Origin of the sequence: Variovorax sp. DAIF25, from assembly GCF_050711835.1 — a bacterium.
In the GTDB taxonomy this organism is placed as follows: Bacteria; Pseudomonadota; Gammaproteobacteria; order Burkholderiales; family Burkholderiaceae_C; genus Variovorax.
In genome coordinates this window covers 6,156,567-6,173,827 of the sequence record NZ_CP136636.1, presented here as the reverse complement: position 1 = coordinate 6,173,827, position 17,261 = coordinate 6,156,567, and the positions used below count along the sequence as shown (strand labels likewise).

Annotated in this window: 22 protein-coding genes; 13 read left to right on the top strand and 9 right to left on the bottom strand. The window is 68.2% G+C overall.

Features of this window, described 5'->3' with window-relative positions:
- The first annotated feature begins 24 nt into the window (after positions 1 to 24).
- From aspS to R0232_RS28515, 11 genes are all read left to right on the top strand, one after another.
- Positions 25 to 1,836, top strand: a complete 1,812-nt coding sequence (gene aspS / locus R0232_RS28565; protein WP_208507593.1) for an aspartate--tRNA ligase — start codon at positions 25 to 27, stop codon at positions 1,834 to 1,836.
- Between the two features lie 64 nt (positions 1,837 to 1,900).
- Positions 1,901 to 2,182 (top strand): type II toxin-antitoxin system prevent-host-death family antitoxin, encoded by a 282-nt coding sequence (locus R0232_RS28560; protein ID WP_431510260.1) that lies wholly within the window; start codon positions 1,901 to 1,903, stop codon positions 2,180 to 2,182.
- Positions 2,183 to 2,494, top strand: a complete 312-nt coding sequence (locus R0232_RS28555; protein WP_431510259.1) for a CcdB family protein — start codon at positions 2,183 to 2,185, stop codon at positions 2,492 to 2,494.
- A complete protein-coding gene (nudB, locus tag R0232_RS28550; RefSeq protein ID WP_203202626.1) occupies positions 2,484 to 2,960 on the top strand; it encodes a dihydroneopterin triphosphate diphosphatase in 477 nt (158 codons plus the stop codon). The genes R0232_RS28555 and nudB overlap by 11 nt, the downstream gene beginning before the upstream one ends.
- Complete coding sequence (locus R0232_RS28545; RefSeq protein WP_093340976.1) at positions 2,957 to 3,712, top strand: endonuclease/exonuclease/phosphatase family protein; 756 nt, start codon at positions 2,957 to 2,959, stop codon at positions 3,710 to 3,712. Before nudB ends, R0232_RS28545 begins: the two co-directional genes overlap by 4 nt.
- Before the next feature lie 73 nt (positions 3,713 to 3,785).
- Positions 3,786 to 4,517 (top strand): GTP cyclohydrolase I, encoded by a 732-nt coding sequence (folE, locus tag R0232_RS28540; RefSeq protein ID WP_093340974.1) that lies wholly within the window; start codon positions 3,786 to 3,788, stop codon positions 4,515 to 4,517.
- 1 nt (position 4,518) lies between these two features.
- On the top strand, positions 4,519 to 4,941 hold the full coding sequence (locus tag R0232_RS28535) for a BLUF domain-containing protein (protein ID WP_093340973.1): 423 nt from the start codon (positions 4,519 to 4,521) through the stop codon (positions 4,939 to 4,941).
- 74 nt (positions 4,942 to 5,015) lie between these two features.
- On the top strand, positions 5,016 to 5,897 hold the full coding sequence (locus R0232_RS28530; RefSeq protein WP_208507597.1) for an EamA family transporter: 882 nt from the start codon (positions 5,016 to 5,018) through the stop codon (positions 5,895 to 5,897).
- Between the two features lie 3 nt (positions 5,898 to 5,900).
- Positions 5,901 to 6,746: a DUF429 domain-containing protein gene (locus R0232_RS28525; RefSeq protein ID WP_431510258.1), complete on the top strand. Its 846-nt coding sequence runs from the start codon at positions 5,901 to 5,903 to the stop codon at positions 6,744 to 6,746.
- Between the two features lie 147 nt (positions 6,747 to 6,893).
- Positions 6,894 to 7,091, top strand: a complete 198-nt coding sequence (locus R0232_RS28520) for a CsbD family protein (protein WP_208507598.1) — start codon at positions 6,894 to 6,896, stop codon at positions 7,089 to 7,091.
- Between the two features lie 68 nt (positions 7,092 to 7,159).
- Positions 7,160 to 7,666: a BON domain-containing protein gene (locus R0232_RS28515; protein ID WP_296787542.1), complete on the top strand. Its 507-nt coding sequence runs from the start codon at positions 7,160 to 7,162 to the stop codon at positions 7,664 to 7,666.
- 86 nt (positions 7,667 to 7,752) lie between these two features.
- Here R0232_RS28515 and R0232_RS28510 read toward each other — a convergent pair whose 3' ends face one another.
- The 6 genes from R0232_RS28510 to R0232_RS28485 form a co-directional block, all read right to left on the bottom strand.
- Positions 7,753 to 8,307 carry a ferritin-like domain-containing protein gene (locus R0232_RS28510; RefSeq protein ID WP_208507600.1) on the bottom strand — a complete coding sequence of 185 codons (555 nt, stop codon included), beginning with the start codon at positions 8,305 to 8,307 and terminating at the stop codon, positions 7,753 to 7,755.
- Positions 8,304 to 8,840, bottom strand: a complete 537-nt coding sequence (locus R0232_RS28505; RefSeq protein WP_431510257.1) for a hypothetical protein — start codon at positions 8,838 to 8,840, stop codon at positions 8,304 to 8,306. The genes R0232_RS28510 and R0232_RS28505 overlap by 4 nt, the downstream gene beginning before the upstream one ends.
- Positions 8,827 to 9,210, bottom strand: a complete 384-nt coding sequence (locus tag R0232_RS28500; protein WP_093340962.1) for a hypothetical protein — start codon at positions 9,208 to 9,210, stop codon at positions 8,827 to 8,829. Before R0232_RS28500 ends, R0232_RS28505 begins: the two co-directional genes overlap by 14 nt.
- A gap of 33 nt (positions 9,211 to 9,243) precedes the next feature.
- A complete protein-coding gene (locus R0232_RS28495) occupies positions 9,244 to 9,615 on the bottom strand; it encodes a hypothetical protein (protein WP_093340961.1) in 372 nt (123 codons plus the stop codon).
- Between the two features lie 51 nt (positions 9,616 to 9,666).
- Positions 9,667 to 9,831 carry a DUF1328 domain-containing protein gene (locus tag R0232_RS28490; protein ID WP_082321940.1) on the bottom strand — a complete coding sequence of 55 codons (165 nt, stop codon included), beginning with the start codon at positions 9,829 to 9,831 and terminating at the stop codon, positions 9,667 to 9,669.
- A 213-nt stretch (positions 9,832 to 10,044) separates the two neighbouring features.
- A complete protein-coding gene (locus R0232_RS28485; RefSeq protein WP_296787548.1) occupies positions 10,045 to 11,355 on the bottom strand; it encodes a CHASE3 domain-containing protein in 1,311 nt (436 codons plus the stop codon).
- A gap of 131 nt (positions 11,356 to 11,486) precedes the next feature.
- Between R0232_RS28485 and R0232_RS28480 the strand changes: the two genes are divergently transcribed.
- The gene (locus R0232_RS28480) at positions 11,487 to 12,119 is read left to right on the top strand and encodes a response regulator (RefSeq protein WP_057592041.1); all 633 of its coding nucleotides are present in this window, start codon (positions 11,487 to 11,489) and stop codon (positions 12,117 to 12,119) included.
- Positions 12,120 to 12,143: 24 nt separating this feature from the next.
- Here the strand turns inward: R0232_RS28480 and R0232_RS28475 are convergent, their stop codons facing one another.
- Positions 12,144 to 12,542 (bottom strand): response regulator, encoded by a 399-nt coding sequence (locus tag R0232_RS28475; protein ID WP_208507603.1) that lies wholly within the window; start codon positions 12,540 to 12,542, stop codon positions 12,144 to 12,146.
- A 282-nt stretch (positions 12,543 to 12,824) separates the two neighbouring features.
- Here R0232_RS28475 and R0232_RS28470 point away from each other — a divergent pair, with 282 nt between their 5' ends.
- Positions 12,825 to 14,843 carry an AsmA family protein gene (locus R0232_RS28470; protein ID WP_431510256.1) on the top strand — a complete coding sequence of 673 codons (2,019 nt, stop codon included), beginning with the start codon at positions 12,825 to 12,827 and terminating at the stop codon, positions 14,841 to 14,843.
- Positions 14,844 to 14,859: 16 nt separating this feature from the next.
- Here R0232_RS28470 and R0232_RS28465 read toward each other — a convergent pair whose 3' ends face one another.
- Positions 14,860 to 15,624 (bottom strand): HesA/MoeB/ThiF family protein, encoded by a 765-nt coding sequence (locus R0232_RS28465; RefSeq protein ID WP_208507605.1) that lies wholly within the window; start codon positions 15,622 to 15,624, stop codon positions 14,860 to 14,862.
- A 93-nt stretch (positions 15,625 to 15,717) separates the two neighbouring features.
- On the bottom strand, positions 15,718 to 17,160 hold the full coding sequence (locus tag R0232_RS28460; RefSeq protein WP_093340955.1) for a S41 family peptidase: 1,443 nt from the start codon (positions 17,158 to 17,160) through the stop codon (positions 15,718 to 15,720).
- Between the last annotated feature and the right edge of the window lie 101 nt (positions 17,161 to 17,261).

The following is a 17,261-nucleotide window of genomic DNA, read 5'->3' as shown; positions in this document are numbered from 1 at the left end:
CCGCAACGGCGCCGGAATCTAGCCATGGCCATGCGTACTCACTATTGCGGTCTCGTGACCGAAGCCCTGTTGGGCCAGACCGTCACCCTTTGCGGCTGGGTCAACCGTCGCCGCGACCACGGCGGCGTGATCTTCATCGACGTGCGCGACCGCGAAGGCTACGTGCAGGTGGTGTGCGACCCCGATCGCGCCTCGACCTTCGCCGTCGCCGAGAACCTGCGCAACGAGTTCTGCGTGCAGATCACGGGCCTGGTGCGCGCACGCCCCGAAGGCACCACCAACGACCAGCTCAAGAGCGGCAAGATCGAAGTGCTCGCGCACGAGCTCAAGGTGCTCAACCCCTCGGTCACGCCGCCGTTCCTGCTGGACGACGACAACCTGTCGGAAACCACGCGCCTCACGCACCGCGTGCTGGACCTGCGCCGCCCCGCGATGCAGCGCAACCTGATGCTGCGCTACAAGGTGACGATGGAAACGCGCAAGTTCCTCGACGCCAACGGCTTCATCGACATCGAGACCCCGATGCTCGGCAAGTCCACGCCCGAAGGCGCGCGCGACTACCTGGTGCCCAGCCGCGTGCACGACGGCAGCTTCTTCGCGCTGCCGCAGTCGCCGCAGCTGTTCAAGCAGCTGCTGATGGTGGCCGGCTACGACCGCTACTACCAGATCGTGAAGTGCTTCCGCGACGAGGACCTGCGCGCCGACCGCCAGCCCGAATTCACGCAGATCGACATCGAGACCTCGTTCCTCGCGGAGGAAGAGATCCGCGAGATGTTCGAAGGCATGATCCGCAACGTGTTCCGCAACGCCGCGGGCATCGAGCTGCCGGTGTTCCCGACCATGACCTACGGCGAGGCGATGTTCAAGTACGGCTCGGACAAGCCCGACCTGCGCGTGAAGCTCGAGTTCACCGAACTCACCGAGCTGATGAAGCGCGTGGAATTCAAGGTGTTCTCGAACGCCGCCACGATGAAGGGCGGCCGCGTGGTCGCGCTGCGCGTGCCGGGCGGCGGTGCCGAGGGCGGCCTGTCGCGCGGCGAGATCGACGCCTACCAGGAGTTCGTGAAGATCTACGGCGCCAAGGGCCTGGCCTACATCAAGATCAACGACGCGGCGGCCGGCCGCGAGGGCCTGCAGAGCCCGATCGTGAAGAACCTCGACGACAACGCGCTGGCCGAGATCATCGCCCGCACCGGCGCGCGCAACGGCGACATCCTGTTCTTCGGCGCCGACAAGGAGAAGGTGGTCAACGACGCCATCGGCGCGCTGCGCGTGAAGATCGGCCACAGCGCCTTCGGCAAGAAGACCGGCCTGTTCGACGACCGCTGGGCACCGCTGTGGGTGGTGGACTTCCCGATGTTCGAGTTCGACGAGGAAGGCCAGCGCTGGAGCGCCGTGCACCACCCGTTCACCGCACCGAAGGACGGCCATGAGGACCTCATGGACACCGCGCCCGAGAAGTGCATCGCCAAGGCCTACGACATGGTGCTCAACGGCATCGAGATGGGCGGCGGCTCGGTGCGTATCCACCGCGAGGAAGTGCAGAGCAAGGTGTTCCGCGCGCTCAAGATCAACGCGGAAGACGCGCAGCTCAAGTTCGGCTTCCTGCTCGACGCGCTGCAGTACGGCGCGCCGCCGCACGGCGGCATCGCCATCGGCCTGGACCGCCTCGTCATGCTGATGACCGGCGCCGAGTCGATCCGCGACGTGATCGCCTTCCCGAAGACCCAGCGCGCGCAGGACCTGCTGACGCAGGCGCCGAGCCCGGTCGACGAGAAGCAGCTGCGCGAACTGCACATCCGGCTGCGCAACGTGCAGCCGCAGCAAGCGGCCTGATCGGCGGCGCTTGTCCCGGGAAGAGCGGTGGCTAAAATGGCTAATCACTCCCCGGGAGCCAGCCATGCAGATCACCGCCACCGAAGCCAAGAACCGATTCGGCTACTACCTCGGCCAGGCCGAGCGTGAGCCGGTGCATGTGATGAAGAACGACCGCGTGGCGGTCGTTCTCGTTTCTGCGGCGCGCTTCGCGGAACTCGAAGCGCTGGAGCAGAAGAAATCGATGGCTCAGCGCAAGCGCGAGTTCAATGCGCAATACAAGGACTGGATCGCCGAGCAGAACGAACTGGTGGAGAAGCAGGGGTTGTGGTGCGAGGGGATGGTGTCCTGGCAGGAATCGTCTTGAATGGCGCAGTTCGACATCTACGAGAACCCTCGGCCTGAAGCGCGCCGGACGGTTCCCTACGTCGTCGACGTGCAAAGCGGCCTGCTCGATCACTTGTCGACCCGCCTTGTCATTCCCGTGTTTCGCGTCGGCGCGCGCCAGGCACCGGTCAACTTGTGCCCGCCGGTGGAAATGGGCGGGGAGACCTTGTCCCTGATGCCGCACCTGGCGGCCCCTCTGTCGGCCAAGCTTCTCAAGAAGCCCGTCGCTTCGTTCGCTTCCCGCGCCAGTGAGGTCGCAGCCGCCATGGATGCCGTGCTCAGTGGCTTCTGATACGCGCCCCTTCAAGATCCCTCAGTCCGTACTGGTCGTGATCCACACGCCCGCCCTCGACGTGCTGCTGATCCGCCGCGCCGACGCCGAGACCGAGTTCTGGCAGTCGGTCACGGGCAGCAAGGACGCGGAGGACGAGCCGCTGGCGCTCACGGCCGCGCGCGAGGTCGCGGAGGAGACCGGCATCCTGTGCGGGCAGGGCAGTGCGCTCGCGGCGCAACTGGTCGACTGGGGCCTGCGCAACGTCTACGAGATCTATCCGCGCTGGCGTGCGCGCTATGCGCCGGGCGTCACGCACAACACCGAGCATCTGTTCGGCCTGTGCGTGCCCGAGCGCGTCGTGCCGGTGCTGGCGCCGCGCGAGCACACCGACTGGCGCTGGCTGCCGTACCGCGAGGCCGCCGATGCCTGCTTTTCCCCATCGAACGCCGAAGCCATTCTGTTGCTGCCAGAATTTGCGCGATGAACTCGCAGACGCCCAACTTCCGGGTCGCCACCTACAACATCCACAAGGGGGTGCAGGGCATCGGGCCCGCGCGGCGGCTCGAAATCCACAACCTCGGCCATGCCATCGAGCAGCTCGACGCCGACATCGTCTGCCTGCAGGAAGTGCGCAAGATGAACCGCCAGGCGGCGGTGCGCTTTCCGCGCTGGCCCGAGCTGCCGCAGGCCGATTTCCTCGCGCCCGAGGGCTACACGGCGGTCTACGAGACCAATGCCATCACGCGCCACGGCGAGCACGGCAACGCGCTGCTCACGCGCTGGCCGGTGCTGCGCACCAACCACCAGGACATCTCCGACCACCGCTTCGAACAGCGCGGCCTGCTGCACGTGGTGATGGAGGTCGAAGGGCGGCCGGTGCACGCCATCGTGGTGCATCTGGGGCTCATCAAGGGCAGCCGCGTGCGGCAGGTGGCGCGGCTGCGCGAATTCATCGAGCGCGAGGTGCCGAACGGCGAGCCGGTGGTGGTGGCCGGCGACTTCAACGACTGGGGCGCGCGCATGCGCTACGCGATGAACGCCATGGGCCTGCGCGACACCAGCGACCTGCGCGGCCCGCGCACGCTGACCTATCCCTCTCGGTTGCCGGTGGCGCAGCTCGATTTCATCTACGGCCGCGAGATCGAACCGCTGACCAGCAGCGTGCCGCGCGGCCCGATCTGGGCCCGCATGTCGGACCACCTGCCGCTGGTTACCGACTTCTTGCTGCCGAATTGATAGCAAGGCCGGCAGAAGGGACGGGCATTCGCGGCCCGAACGGCGGGCATGCATTCACTGGTACGATGGCCCAATGCTGAGGAAAACCGAAGTGGACACGCTCCCCGTTCCCAAAGACGACGACGAGGGCACGCCCGTCTCCGTGAAGATCCGCGAACGCCTGCACGCGGCGCGCCGGCGCTTCAACGCCAACGACAACATCGCCGAGTTCATCCAGCCCGGCGAGCTCGAGGCCCTGCTCGACGAGGTCGAGGTCAAGATGAAGGGCGTGCTCGACAGCCTGGTGATCGACGTCGAGAACGACCACAACACCGACAACACCGCGCGGCGCGTGGCCAAGATGTACGTCAACGAGGTGTTCCGCGGCCGCTACGTGCCGCCGCCTTCGCTGACCGAATTCCCCAATGCCGAGCACCTCAACGAGCTGATGATCGTCGGCCCGATCACGGTGCGCAGCGCCTGCTCGCATCACTTCTGCCCGATCATCGGCAAGCTCTGGATCGGCGTGATGCCCAACGAGCACACCAACGTCATCGGCCTGTCGAAGTACGCGCGCCTCGCCGAATGGGTGATGGGCCGTCCGCAGATCCAGGAAGAGGCCGTGGTGCAACTGGCCGACCTGATCCAGGAAAAGACCCAGCCCGACGGCCTCGCGCTGGTGATGGAGGCCGAGCATTTCTGCATGGCCTGGCGCGGCGTGAAGGAAATGGACAGCAAGATGATCAATTCCGTGATGCGTGGCGTGTTCCTCAAGGACCCGAGCCTGCGCCGCGAATTCCTGTCTCTCCTGCCCCGAAAGAGCTGACATGCTGGTCCGACTCCTCTACGCCAGCCGCGCCGTCGACACCAGCCCCGCGGCCATCGAAGCGATCCTCACGCAATCGCGCTCGCACAACACGACCTGCGGCATCACGGGCATCCTCTGCTACGGCGGCGGCACCTTCCTGCAGGCGATCGAAGGCGGCCGCATGGCGATCAGCGAGCTCTACGGCCACATCCAGCGCGACGCGCGCCACAAGGACGTGGTGCTGCTGCACTACGAGGAAATCTTCGAGCGCCGCTTCGGCGGCTGGACCATGGGGCAGGTCAACCTCTCCAAGCTCAACGCCTCCACGCTGCTGAAGTATTCCGAGAAGCCCGAGCTCGATCCGTACAAGGTCTCGGGCAAGGTCTCGCTGGCGCTGCTCGAGGAGCTGATGGCCACGGCGGCCATCGTCGGGCGCCACTGAAATGCGTCGGGGGCTTCGGCCCCCTTTTTGTTGCCTGCCGGCCGGTGGGCGAGCGACTTCCCTGATCTGATCCCGTGCCTCTTTCCGCATTCGCGCTGATCCTGCTTGCAGGGCTCATCCACGCGGGCTGGAACATCGTCGCCAAGAAGGCCAACGGCGACGTGCGCTTCAGCTTCCAGACCAGCGTGTTCAACATGCTCATCTGGGCGCCCGTGGGCATCGTGCTGGGCTGGAACGTGGTGCCCCACTGGGGCGCGACCGAGTGGGGCTTCGTCGTGCTCAGCGGCGTGCTGCACATCTTCTATTTCATCGTGCTGCTGCGCGGCTACCGCAAGTCGGACCTCACGGTGGTCTATCCGCTGGCGCGGGGCTCGGGGCCGCTCTTGTCGTCGCTGGTGGCGGTGCTGTTCCTCGGCGAGAAGATCAGCCTCGTGGGCGTGGCGGGCATCGTGGGCGTGGTGGGTGGCGTGTTCCTGGTCGCCGGTGGCCCGAAGCTCTGGCACAAGGCGCACGATCCGGCGCAGCGCGAGCGCGTGCACAAGGGCATCCGCTACGGCGTGCTGACCGGCGGCTTCATCGCGGCCTACACCGTGGCCGACAGCTACGCCGTCAAGTTCCTCGCGATGTCGCCGATCCTGCTCGACTACTTCGGCAACCTCGTGCGTCTGGTGCTGCTGCTGCCGGCCGCGCTGCACGACCGCGCCACCACCGCGCGCATGTGGCGCGCGCAGTGGAAGTACGCGCTGGTGGTGGCGGCCGTGAGCCCGGTGTCGTACGTGCTGGTGCTCTACGCGGTGCAGCAGGCGCCGATCTCGCACGTGGCGCCCGCGCGCGAGGTGTCGATGCTGTTCGCGGCGCTGATTGGCGGCCACCTGCTGCGCGAGGGCGACCGGCTGCTGCGCCTGCTGGGCGCACTCTTCATCGCCGCGGGCGTGGTGGCGCTCGCGCTGGGCTGAGCCATGAAGCGGACGCGCCCGGGCCCGCTGCTGATCGGCTGCGACTTCTCGAGCGCACCAACCGCGCGCAAGCCGATCGTGGTCGCCATCGGCGAACCGATCCCCGATGGCGCCGTGGCGCTGCACGAGTTGCGGCGCTTCAGCACGCTCGATGCCTGGAGCCGCTGGCTGCACACCACGCCGGCCTGGGTCGGCGGTTTCGACTTTCCGTTCAGCCTGCCGCGCGAACTGGTCGAGCACCTGGGGTGGCCCACGGACTTCGAGCCGCTGATCGCGCATTACGCCGCGCTCACCCGCGCCGAGATCCGCGAGACCTTCGCGGCCTTCTGCGCCGCGCGGCCGGTCGGCGGCAAGTTCGCGCACCGCGCCACCGATGCGCCCGCGGGTTCCAGTCCGTCGATGAAGTGGGTCAATCCGCCGGTGGCCTTCATGCTGCACGCCGGGGTGCCGCCGCTGCTGTCGGCCGGTGCCCATCTGCCGGGGCTGCGCGCGGTGCAGCCGGCCGATCGGGTGGCGCTCGAGGCCTACCCCGGGCTGCTGGCGCGCGAACTCATCGGCCGCCGCAGCTACAAGAGCGACGAGCTCGCCAGGCAGACGCCCGAGCGCCGCGCGGCGCGCGCCGAACTGCTGGCCGCGCTCGAGGCCGGCCGCACGCGGCTCGGCCTGCGCCTCGTGCTCTCGGCCGGGCAACGCCGCGAGCTGCTCGACGACCCGCGCGGCGACGACCTCGATGCCGTGCTGTGCCTCGTGCAGGCGGCCTGGGGCCTGCAGCGCGCGGACAGCGCGGGCCCCGGCTACGGCCTGCCCACGGACATCGATCCGCTCGAGGGCTGGATCGTCTCCGCCTGACCCCGGCCGGGCCCGGTTGTCCTACAGCGCTTCGAGCCGCCGTCGCGGCGCAGCGGCCCGATCCGGTCGCTAGATTGACGTCATGGGCCGCCGGCCCATGCGCCCGACCTCCGGGTGCTTCGTGACCGAATCAGGAAGGACATCGCAATGAACAAGGATCAAGTGGCAGGCCGCGTCGACCAGGCCAAGGGCAAGCTCAAGGAAGTCGCCGGCAAGGTCGTGGGCAACGAGAAGCTCGAAGGCGAGGGCATTGCCGACCAGGCCGCCGGCAAGGTGCAGAGCACCTACGGCGACGTGAAGGAAAAGGCCAAGGACGCGATCAAGTCCGGCGCCGACAAGCTCTGAGGCGACATGGCTGCGGCCCGCGGGCGCGCAGCCTTTTTTCTTTTCATTCCATCGATGTGGAGGTTCCCATGACCATTTCGATACAGTCGCCCGCTTCGCGCACGCGCACCTGGCTCGCCGTGCTGGCGATCGCCGGCGGCAGCCTCGCGCTGGCCGCCTGCGACAAGAACGATGGCCGCACCGCCGGCGAGAAGCTCGACAGCGCTGTGGCGCGCACCGAGCAGGCCGTCGACACCGCGCGCGACAAGACCGTGAAGATGGCCGAGGAGGCCAAGACCCGGATCGACTCGCAGAGCGTGAAGGACGGTGCCGCCAACGCGAAGGAAGCCGTGAAGGACGCCGGCAGCGCCGTCGCGAACACGGTGGACGACGCGGCCATCACCGCCGCCATCTCGGCCGGCCTGGCGAAGGATCCCGACCTCAGCGCCATCAAGATCGATGTCGACACCAAGGCCGGCGCAGTGAGCCTTCAGGGCCCCGCGCCGAGCGCCGCCGCCAAGGAGCGCGCCGAGCAGATCGCCAAGGGCGTGCAGGGCGTGACCTCGGTCGACAACCGGCTCGAGGTGAAGGGCTGAGTTTTTCGAGTCTTCGGACTCGTTTCCTCCCGCCCCCAAAGAAAAAGCCCGGCATGTCCGGGCTTTTTCTTGGGCGGTGGCGGGTGTCAGTGGCCCAGCCAGTCCTTCAGCTCGTCGGCGTGCTCTTCCTCGTCCGAGAGGATGTCCTCGAGCATGCGGCGGGTGGTCGGATCCTTGTCGCCGATCAGGTTGATCATCTGGCGGTACGACTCGACAGCGATGCGCTCGGCCACGAGGTTGGCGCGCACCATGGCTTGCAGGTCGGTCGATTCGTCGTAGCCGGCATGGCTGCGTTCGCGCAGGTGCTCGGGCGCGAAATCGGGTTCGCCACCCAGTTGCACGATGCGTTCGGCGATGCGGTCGGCATGCGCCGATTCCTCGTTGGCATGCACCAGGAATTCGTCGGCGATGGCCGGCGACTCCACGCCGTTGGCGGTGAAGTAGTGGCGCTTGTAGCGCAGCACGCAGACCAGCTCGGTGGCGAGCGCGTCGTTCAGCAGCTTGACGATGTCGTCGCGCCACGGGCCGTAGGCCGGGGTGACGGCGCCGTCGTCGAGGCTGTGGGCTGCGGCATCGAGGCCCTTCTGGTCCAGCACCAAGTGCTGGTGGTCCTTCGCCGGAGTGGAGGCATTGGCTTTCATGGGGGATCCTTTCGTGGGGGAGTTGTTTTCTGCTGCATGAGCGTGTTCACGATGTCGGCCAGGTCGGAAGTCTTGAGCACCGCGGCCAGCACTGCCGTCACCGACAGCAGCCGCCAGGGCCTGACCAGCACCACCACAGCGCCGGTGGCCGCTGCAATGGCCATCAGCTTGGCCGGCTCCTTGCGCGCGTAGCGCTCGAGCAGCGGCCGGGCCAACTGGCCCGCCGCGTGCGCCGGATGGCGGCGCCACCAGCGCTCGGCCATGCTGCGCGCGACCGAGGCCCAGACGCGGGCATTGCCGCCGCGTCCATCGCCCGGATCGTGCGCGCGCTGGCCTTCGAAGGCGGCGCCGGCATCGTCGGGATCGGACTGCGCGAAGGCAGCTTCGGCATCGCGCCGGGCGCGTTCCTGCTGCGGGGTGCGCGGTTCCGGCTCGGGTTCGCGTCCGCCGTTGAGTTCGCGCACCAGCGCGCGGCGCGACAGCGCCAGCCGTTCCTTGGGGCTCAGGACGGCGCGGGGATCAGTGCCGGCCATGGCGGCCTCCGGCTTCGTGAAGGGCCTGCAGGTCGGCGTCGACCTGCGCACGCAGATCGTCGAACCCATGGGCGATGAAGGGACGGGATGCGATCCAGGCGCAGATCGCGGCGATCGCCAGCGCCACGCCGGGGACCGCGATCAGCACCCAATGAAAACTGCCGTGCAGCACGCCCAGCAGCACCGCCACGCCGATGAGTCCCAGCGCCAGCACGAAGGTGGCTGCGGCCAGGATGCCCGCGACGATGCGGGCGATCAACCCGCGGGCCGCGGTGCCCGACTCCTGCCGGACCAGGGCCGCGTAGTTGGCGATGTGTTCGGCGATGAGCTCCGGGTGCCCGAGCACCGTGGAAAAGATCGGATGAAGCATGGTGCTGCGGAGCGGGGCCGATGCTTCAGGCGATCAATAGTCGTCCCGACGGCGGCTGGCCAGCACGATCAGTGCGGTGATGGCGGCACCGGCCGCGGCGGCGATCAGCACCGAGCGCACGGGCTGGTCGGAGATGTAGCGGCCGGTCGAGTCGGCGGCCTGTTCGAGGCGGCGCTGGGCGCGGGCGCTGGTGGTCGATGCGGCATCGAGGCCGCGCTGCACGGCCTGCTGCACGCGCGCTGCGAGCTGTTCGACCGCCGGTTCCGCGTCGCGACGCAGCTCGCGGACCTTTTCGCCCGCCGCATTCACCGCATTCTGTGCATAGGCACGCGTGGTATCGACAGCGTCGTTGGCGGTCTGGCGTGCGTCATCGGCGAGTTGCTGGGGGGTCTTGGTCGTGTTCATGAAAAGTCCTTTCCGGGAATGATTTGCGAGAGCCTGTGAATCGTACCGACGCTACTTGCTTCGTAGCAAGCCGGCCAGGAAGCTCGCGATGGCGAGTACGGCGAAGATCACGAAGAGGATCTTGGCGATGCCGACGGCGCTGGCGGCGATACCGCCGAAGCCGAACAAGGCGGCGATCAGCGCGATGACCAGAAAGACCACTGCGTAGTGCAACATGCGGAACTCCTTGGAGGCTGCCCTCGTTGTTGGAAAAGCCGCGTGTCCGATGGGGAGTAACACGGCATGGACAGACATTAAGGGTCGGCCCATGGCGGACCTGTCAGTGGCAGGGGGGGCGGGGCGTAGGAGATGGCCGAGTCCGCCCGGCCGCCCGTGGAATCGCGTGAAATCCGGCACGAATGCGCCGGCACACCAGGCAGGGCTTCGGGCCTATGCCACCGGCAGCATCGCCGCGATGCGCGTGCCGTGCCCGGGCGTCGATTCCACCGTGAGCTTGCCGTGCGCCGCTTCCACGCGGTGGCGCATGCCGGCCAGGCCGTGGGTCGACGGGCGCATCTTCAGGGCGTCGAAGCCCTTGCCGTTGTCGACCACCTCGACCACCACGTGCGTGCCGTGGTCCTTCATCGAGATCGTGGCCTCGGTGGCCTCGGCGTACTTGCCGATGTTGGTCAGGCTCTCCTGCACCATCCGGTAGATGGTGAGCTGGCGTGACTCGTCGGTGCTGACCGGCTCCAGCTGCATGTCGACGTGGATGCCCGAACGTTCGCCGAACTCGCGCCCGAGGATCTCGAGCGAGGCCACCAGCCCCAGGTTGGCCAGCGAGGACGGGCGCAGGTCCTCGATGATGCGGCGCTTGAGCGCGATGCCGCTGTTGAGCAGCTCGGTCAGATGCTGCAGCCGCTGGATCGCATCGGGCGAATCGGCCAGCCGCGACTTGAGCCGCGCCACGTCGAGCTTGGCGGCGGTCAGCAGCGAGCCCAGTTCGTCGTGCAGCTCGCGCGCCAGGAAGCCGCGCTCGGTCTCGCGCACGTCCTGCAGGTGGGTCGCCAGCTCGGCCAGCGAGGTGGTGCGCTCGCGCACCTCGTCCTCGAGGGCATTGCGCTCGCGCTGCAGGGTCTCCTGCTGGCGCTCGCCGATCGAGCGCAGCACGTGCGTCTGGCGCAGGTACAGGAAGAAGGCGAACAGGGCCGCCAGCGCCACGATGCTGGTGCCGAAGCGCGCCAGCCGCAGCGACAGCATCACCTGGGTCTGGCTGTCGTGCAGGGTCTTGTTGCTGAGCTCCACCAGGCCCCGGGCCTTCTCGCGGATGGAATCCATCTCCTCGCGGCCGACGTCGGTGGTGATGACGAACTTCCAGGCGTCCTCCTTGCCGTCCGAGCGCAGGCGCACGCTCATGTCCATCTCGGACACCTTGCGCAGCACGTGTTTCGACAGCTCGGCCAGCTGGGCCGTCTCGGCCGGCCGGCCGGCATACTGCTGGCGCAGGCTCGCCAGGTTGCCGTCGATCTGCTGGATGGCGTTGTCGTAGGGTTGCCGATAGGCGGCTTCCCCTGTCAGCAGATAGCCGCGCTGGCCCGTTTCTGCATCGAGGATGTTCTGCAGCAGCTGATTGAGCACGCTGCGCACCTTCTGGGCGGCGTCGATCTCGGCCAGGGCGATACTGGACTGCCGGTAGCCCGCCTCGTTGATGCCGACGAGCGCCAGCGCCGCCAGTGCCGCGAGCAGCAGGCTCAGGGCCATTTGGGGGAAGGCTAGCCAACGCATGAAACTATTGAGTCCGCTTTCAAGACAAGATCGTGAATAATTGACAACGATCAGGGAACCGGCATGTTGCGGCCCGCGGACCGGCAACACAACGACGAAAGTAACAGATGATCAAAATTGGAATTGTGGACGACCACGCCATCGTGCGATCGGGCCTCAGGCAGTTCTTCTCCGAGCACGTGGATCTGCGCGTGGCCGGCGAGGCCGCCAGCGGTCGCGAGGCGATCGAACTCGTGCGCACGACCGAACTCGACGTGCTGGTGATGGACCTGTCGATGCCGGGGCAAAGCGGGATCGATGCGCTCGCCATGATCCGTGCCAAGGCGCCCGACGTCGGCATCCTGATCCTGAGCGGGTACCCCGAGGAGCACTACGCGATGAACCTGATCCGGCAGGGCGCGAGCGGCTACCTCAACAAGGAGTGCGATCCGATGGAGATCGTCAACGCGATCCGGACCATCGCGCTGGGCCGCCGCTACATCACCCCCGCCGTCGCCGAACTGCTGGCCCGCCAGCTCGACCGCAAGGACGACGCCGCGCCGCACGAGCAACTCTCGGAGCGCGAGTTCCAGGTGTTCCTGAAGCTGGCCAAGGGCGAGACCGCGGGCGACATCGCCAAGACGCTGTCGCTGTCGGTGAAGACCGTGAGCACCTATCGCACGCGGCTGATGGAGAAGATGAACCTCTCCTCCAACAGCGACCTCACGTACTACGCCCTCAAGAACAAGCTGATCGACTGAGAGAGCCACCGTTCGCGCCGGGGCTCAGCCCGGCCCCGGTGGCTGCGCCGCCACCGCGCGCAGGCAGAAATCGACCAGCGCGTCGATCTCGTTGGACTTGTCGAACACCGCGTCCACGCCGAACTGCGCACAACGCCTGCGGATGTCGGGCGTCGCATAGTTGCTGAGCACCACCACCTTCTGTTCGGGGCGCCGCTCGGTGCAGGCCTTCAGCACGCCCAGCCCGCTGCCCTGCTTGAGGAAGAGATCGACCACCGCGAGGTTCCATTCGGCGGCATGCGTGCGCAGCCATTCGATCGCGTGGTCTTCGGTTTCCGCATAGCCGACCACCACGGTGCGCGCCAGTTCTTCCAGGGTGCCGATGAGGTTTTCACGGATCGTGAGGTTGTCCTCGACGATGTAGGTCTTCAATCTGGAATCCATGACGAACCGCGCTTCCTCCGACGTTGCCCGAATGATGTGTGCCGCGCGGCCGGCGCTCTGAGGCAGAGGGCTGGTGCTGGCTGGACCGGGCTCTGGACGATGAGGCCTCCCTGCCGCGCATCATGCAGGGTTCAGTGCGAGGCATCTGTAGGCGGGTTCCGACGCACCCGCAGGCGCGGGCCCTGGCGTCGCTCGGCGCGCGGTAGGTGATGCCGTACGCGGGTTGCGGCCCTGCGCCGACCTGGACGGCGCGCGCGATGCGGTCATCATGCAGACATGGCGATGGATCACACCCGCACCCTCCCGCGCAGATTTCCGCTGTGGCAGAAGCTGATCGTGCTGCTGCTCGCGCTGTTCGCGGCGCTGGTGATCGCCATCCTGTTCTTCCCCTGGGACGTGCTGCGCGAGCCGGTCAACCGCTACGTGAGCGAGAAGACCGGCCGCAAGTTCGAGATCACGCGGAGGCTCGACGTCGATCTCGGCTGGCGCCGCGCCACCGTCAAGTTCGACGGCATCGAGTTCGCCAACCCCTCGTGGGCGCGCGATCCCTACCTCGTGAAGGCCGAGCGCGCGGAGTTCGACATCCGCCTCTGGCCGCTGGTCTCGCGCCGCATCGAGATCCCGCGGCTGGTGCTCGCCTCGCCCACCGTGGGCCTGCAGATGGAAGCCGACGGCCGGCGCACCTGGGCCTTCGGCAAGGACACCTCCGACGCCGGCACCGCGCCCGTGATCGGCACCATCGAGATCGACGGCGGCGCCATCGACTTCCTGGCCAAGCACCTGGGCGTGGACATCCATGCCGACGTCAGCTACGACACCGCGCGCGGCGCGCTGCCGGTGCACTACCGCATCAAGGGCCGCTACAAGGGCCAGCCGCTCACGGCCCAGGGCCGCACCGGCAACGTGATGCAGATCAACGCGGCCGGCGCGCCGCCGTTCCCGCTCGAGATCGACGCGGCCGCCGGCCAGACCAAGCTCAAGGCCAGCGGCACCGTGGGCTCGCTCGCCGACCTCGACGGCATCGATGCCAAGTTCGACATCCGCGGCCAGACGCTGGGCGCGCTGTTCCCGCTCTTGGGCATCGCGCTGCCGCAGACCTCGCCCTACGCGGTGCGCGGCACCCTGAGCAAGCGCGGCAGCCTGTGGGAGGCCAAGGCGCTGCAGGGCAAGCTGGGCCTGTCCGACATCGGCGGCGACATGCGCTTCGACCAGGCCGCCCAGGTGCCCTACCTCGCGGGCGAGCTGCGCTCCAAGGTGATGGACATGGACGACCTCGGTCCGCTGATCGGCCTGCCGCCCACCGCGCGCACCGCCGCCACCGTCGAGGGCGTGGCGCCGCCGCCGACCGTGACCCAGGTCAAGCGCCCGGGCGGCAAGGTGCTGCCGACCGCGCCGCTGGACTTCGAGCGCCTGCGCGCGATGAATGCCGACGTGAAGTACACGGCCGAGCGCATCCGCAACGTGCGCGAGGTCCCGCTCGACAGCGGCAGCGTGCAGGTCAAGCTCAAGGACAGCGTGCTCACGCTCGACCCGCTCGAGCTCGGCGTGGCCGGCGGCAAGCTGGCTGGCGCGATCCGCATCGACGGCTCGAAGAACCCGGCCGACATCCGTGCCGCGCTCGACGTGCGTGCAATGCAGCTGGCGCGGCTGTTCCCCAAGCTCGAGACCACCGGCAACAGCCTGGGCCGGCTCGACGGCCGCATCAACCTCTCGGGCTCGGGCAGCACCGTCGCCAACTGGCTCGGCGGCGCCTCGGGCGACGTGGCGGTGCTGGCCGGCCGCGGCCAGTTCGGCAACCTGCTGCCGGTGTTCGCGACGCTGGTGGGTGGCGACATCCTCAAGTTCCTGCTGCGCGGCGACCGCGACGTGGAGTTGCGCTGCGCGGCCGTGGCCTTCGACGTGAACAAGGGGCTGGCGACCGGCCGCACCCTGCTGGTGGACACCACCAATGCGCTGTTCACGGCGACGGGGCAGGCCAACTTCGCCACCGAGGGGCTGGATTTCGTGATCCACCAGGAGCCCAAGAGCAAGAGCCTGCTGTCGATCCGCACGCCGCTGGTGGTCAGCGGCAGCTTCGGCGATCCCAAGGGCGGGTTGCAGGTCGGGCCGCTGGCCGGCCGTGGACTGGCGGCCCTGGCGCTGGGTGCGGTCAACCCGCTGCTGGCGCTGGCCGCGACCATCGAGACCGGCCCCGGCGAGGATTCCGACTGCAAGGCGGTGCTGGCCCAGGCCAACAAGCCGACCGCCGGCGCCGCCGCCAATGGCGCGGCGCGGGCCAAGGGCGCGAAGCAGCAGCCCTGACCCCGAGCGGGGCTGACTAGGGTGCGGCGCGCTGTGCCGCGCAGACGCCGCAGTGCGGATCGCGCGCCACGCGCAGCGTGTCGAACGAGGCGCTGCGCCCGTCGAACATCAGCAACCGGCCCGCCAGCGACGGCCCGATGCCCGCGAGCAGCTTGAGCGCCTCGAGCGCCTGCAGGGTGCCGATGGTGCCGACCACCGGTCCGAACACCCCGAGCACCGCGCACAGCGTCTCCTCGAAGGCCGCGTCGGGCGGGAACAGGCAGGCATAGCAGGGCGAGGCCGGATCGCGCACGTCGTACACGCTGAGCTGCCCGTCGAAGCGGATCGCGGCCCCCGCCACCAGCGGCTTGCCGTGCGCCACGCAGGCGCGGTTGACGGCCTGGCGCGTCACGAAGTTGTCGGTGCAGTCGAGCACCACGTCGGCCGCCGCGACCAGCGCCGACAGCTGCTCGGCGTCGGGGCGCAGCACGTGGGTCTCGATGGCGATGCCGGGATTGATGTCGCGCATGGCCTGCGCCGCCGATGCCACCTTGGGCTGGCCCACGCGCGCCTCGGTGTGGGCGACCTGGCGCTGCAGGTTGGTCAGGTCGACCTCGTCGTCGTCGACCAGCACGATGCGCCCCACGCCCGCCGCCGCGAGGTAGAGCACGGCCGGCGACCCCAGCCCGCCGGCGCCGATCACCAGCACCCGGCCGGCGCTCACGCGCGCCTGGCCATCGATGCCGAACTCCTCGAGCAGGATGTGGCGCGAATAGCGCAGCAGGTCGTCGTCTTCGTTCATGGCGGGGGAGAAAGCAAAAGGGACCGGTCTGGCCGGTCCCCTGCGGTGGGATGCGAAGTCGGAGCGTCCGGAAGGGGCTCGCGCCCCGGCCGGTCAGTTCTCCTTCTTCTCTTCCTTGTTGTCGACGATCACCTGCGTCTTGCTGACCAGCACCGGCTGGCCCTTGAGGCGGTTGAGCGCCTGCACCAGCGGGAAGTCCTTGTCGGAGCCGAACTCGGGCACCTTGCGGTCCTGCGGCGGCTTCTTGGCTTCTTCCTCGAGGCGCTTGCGGGCCTCGTCGCGGGCCTTCTCGCGCTCGGGGTCCTTCACCTCGGGGCCCTGGCCGCTGGCCAGGTGCTTCTCGAGGTCGGCCTCGCGCATGCGCAGCGCGGCGAAGGGGCTGCCCTCGGCGCTCTCGTCGACCAGCACGTTCGGCACGATGCCCTTGGCCTGGATCGAGGTGCCGCTGGGCGTGTAGTAGCGCGCGGTGGTGATCTTCAGGCCGGTGTCGGGGCCGAGCGGGCGCACGGTCTGCACCGAGCCCTTGCCGAAGGTCTGGCTGCCCATGATGGTGGCGCGCTTGTGGTCCTGCAGCGCACCCGCGACGATCTCGCTGGCCGAGGCCGAGCCTTCGTTCACGAGCACCACCAGCGGCACCGACTTCAGCGAGGCCGGCAGGCTGCGCAGCGGGTCGCTGCCGGAGCGGCGCTGGTAGAACTCGGGCGCCGCCTTGTAGACCGCCTTGCTCTCGGCGAGCTGGCCATCGGTGGTGACCACCGTGGCGTTCTCGGGCAGGAAGGCCGCCGACACCGCCACGGCCGCGTCGAGCAGGCCGCCCGGGTCGTTGCGCAGGTCGAGCACCAGACCCTTGAGGTTCGGGTCTTCCTTGTACAGGTCGTCGATCTTCTTCACGAAGTCGTCGACCGTGCGCTCCTGGAACTGCGACAGGCGGATCCAGCCGTAGCCCGGCTCGATCATCTTGCCGCGCACCGATTGGGTGCGGATTTCCTCGCGCGTGATCGTGACCGGGAAGGTACGGCTCTCGTCCTTGCGGAAGATCGTCAGCAGCACCTTGGTGTTGGCCTCGCCGCGCATGCGCTTGACCGCCTCGTTGAGCGACAGGCCGCGCACCGCGGTGTCGTCGATCTTGGTGATCAGGTCATTGGGCTTGAGGCCGGCACGGAACGCGGGCGAGCCCTCGATCGGGGAGACCACCTTGATCAGGCCGTCTTCCTGCGAGATCTCGATGCCCACGCCGACGAAGCGGCCGGTGGTGCCTTCCCTGAATTCCTTGAAGGACTTCTTGTCGAAGTACTGGGAATGCGGGTCGAGCCCGGCGACCATGCCGGAGATGGCGTCGGAAATCAGCTTCTTCTCGTCGACCGGTTCGACGTAGTCGCTCTTGACCATGCCGAACACGGCAGCGAGCTGCTGCAGTTCCTCGAGCGGCAGTGGCGCGAGCGAGCCGCGCGCGACGGTCTGCAGCGAGGCGGTGGTCAGGACGCCTGCAACGGCGCCGGCGGCGACCCAGCCGGTGATCTTGAGTTTCTGGCCCATGGGTAAATGTCCTTGTCGGCTGTCGAACCAATATACACAGCTTGGAAACAAATTGCCCGCCGGGGTTCCACGGGTGGAGCGGCGGGCACGGTTTTTCTACA